Origin of the sequence: Reichenbachiella sp., assembly GCF_039941815.1 — a bacterium.
In the GTDB taxonomy this organism is placed as follows: domain Bacteria; phylum Bacteroidota; class Bacteroidia; order Cytophagales; family Cyclobacteriaceae; genus Reichenbachiella.
The window spans coordinates 1-1209 of sequence record NZ_JBDVDW010000037.1; the positions used below are offsets into that span (position 1 = coordinate 1).

General features: G+C 44.9%; 1 protein-coding gene. It reads left to right on the forward strand.

The window, feature by feature from the left end; all coding sequences use genetic code 11:
* A partial coding sequence (locus ABJF11_RS10400; RefSeq protein ID WP_348119784.1) for a hypothetical protein occupies positions 1-214 on the forward strand: 214 nt, incomplete at its 5' end.
* Between the last annotated feature and the right edge of the window lie 995 nt (positions 215-1209).

Consider the following 1209-nt stretch of genomic DNA (forward strand, 5'->3'; position numbering starts at 1 on the left):
TATTATTAATAGTCTCTTTTTTGCTTCCTGGTGTTCTTTATTTTTTATTTTATTTTTTTTAATCATCACTTTTACTTTCCAGCCTAAGACCTATGCCAATGGAAACGCGAAGTCCGAAAGTTTTTTTTTCAGATATTTTGCTTTAAAATACAGCCGAAAATATCCTCGTACCGCCGCTGTGGGAAAAAAGGGAAAAAAGGGAAAAAATGTTTGATTTTTTCTTCTTTTTTTCTTATGAAATATTGAAAAATAAATTTCTAACGGTCGCAGGCGGCGCAATTGTTTTTTTTTCGTTGCAAATTGTCAGGACGCTGATAGAAATCAGCTCGAGCAACGATAGATGCTTGATCTCGATATAGACTCACCGCACGGCCACCCTGCTTGATGTCGGGCAAGGCCAACGAATGTAGATGACGGCCTCGAAATGTCAGGCGGATCCTACAGGGCGCGACCTTGCCGGCGGCGTCCCACGGTATCCTCCCAAACCTGATGAAGAGCCTATGTTTTGTCATTCGAGACGAGTCGAGGAGTATCGTCATCTGTTTTGTGCACACCAAAGGCCAATCGTTTGCTTATTTTCCACCTGATCAGCGCCCGCCATATGTCACCTGCCATTGCGTGAACACGGCGAGTCGGTCGGAGCCCCTAATGAGCGCACACCGTTCAGAATTCATGACGCCGTCGTTGGTTTGGTCGATCAGTGTCTGTCGAGGACTCGGAATCTCGCCGATTTGAACCAACCATCCGCCTGAGCTTTTCTTAAGCCGATATAGGCTAGTCATCAGCCCCAGATTTGCTTTCTTCGGAGTTTTCCAAAAGTTTGGAACTTTCGGTTTTAAAAATCGTGCTCATAGCAAGCTGTACCTGAACAATTCTGATGGGAGTATTTGGAATTCAAACTTTTTATGGGAACTTTGCGTTTTCATCGGCATAGGGCTTACCGAGTTTTTTAGTTCCGCAAATATTTATGTATATATATGATAATACATGCACCACCACTCGTACCAGGTAGGAGGTTTTACCCTCAGCGGTCTTCTTCTGGACAAGCCGTGGTCACAGGTATCGTCCCTTCTCCCCCCCGGTACGTGCCCTCATTTTTTGCCGCGCATAGGGTGTAGCATTCCCAGTGCTCGTCGATTTTCATCGAATGTAGCTAACTCACGCTTTCGCGCTTTCCGCCAACTAAGTTCTTCATGCAAGAAAAAATCC